General features: G+C 34.9%; 1 protein-coding gene. It reads left to right on the plus strand.

Going from position 1 to position 447, the window contains the following annotated elements; translation table 11 throughout:
* Nucleotides 1-447 (plus strand): 16S rRNA (guanine(527)-N(7))-methyltransferase RsmG (rsmG, locus tag KH893_RS12250; protein ID WP_281166333.1); only part of this gene is annotated, 447 nt, incomplete at both ends.

The following is a 447-nucleotide window of genomic DNA, read 5'->3' on the forward strand; positions in this document are numbered from 1 at the left end:
ATTAATAATCCGAAAGATGTTTGGCTAAAACATTTTTACGATTCACTCACGCCTTTGCTGTATTTGCCGGATATGAATAAGAAAGTTTCTTTGATTGATATTGGTTCGGGGGCTGGATTTCCGGGAATTCCGCTTAAATTCGTTAATCAAAAATTTCAATTGACTTTGTTGGATTCTTTGCAAAAAAGAATTACATTTTTAGATCAATTGATTAGCAAACTAAACTTGAAAAATGTCGAAACAGTTCATGGACGGGCGGAAGACTTTGGTAATAATCCGAATTATCGGGAAAAATATGATTTTGCAATCGCCCGAGCTGTCTCGAATACCAATACTCTTTTAGAATTATTGCTACCCTTTGTTAAAGTTGGCGGCAAGATTATTTTGATGAAAACTGTTCATGTTGAAAATGAAATTTACGAAGCGAACAAGGCGTTGGAAGAATTG

This window comes from Liquorilactobacillus sicerae (assembly GCF_029916425.1).
Taxonomy (GTDB): domain Bacteria; phylum Bacillota; class Bacilli; order Lactobacillales; family Lactobacillaceae; genus Liquorilactobacillus; species Liquorilactobacillus sicerae.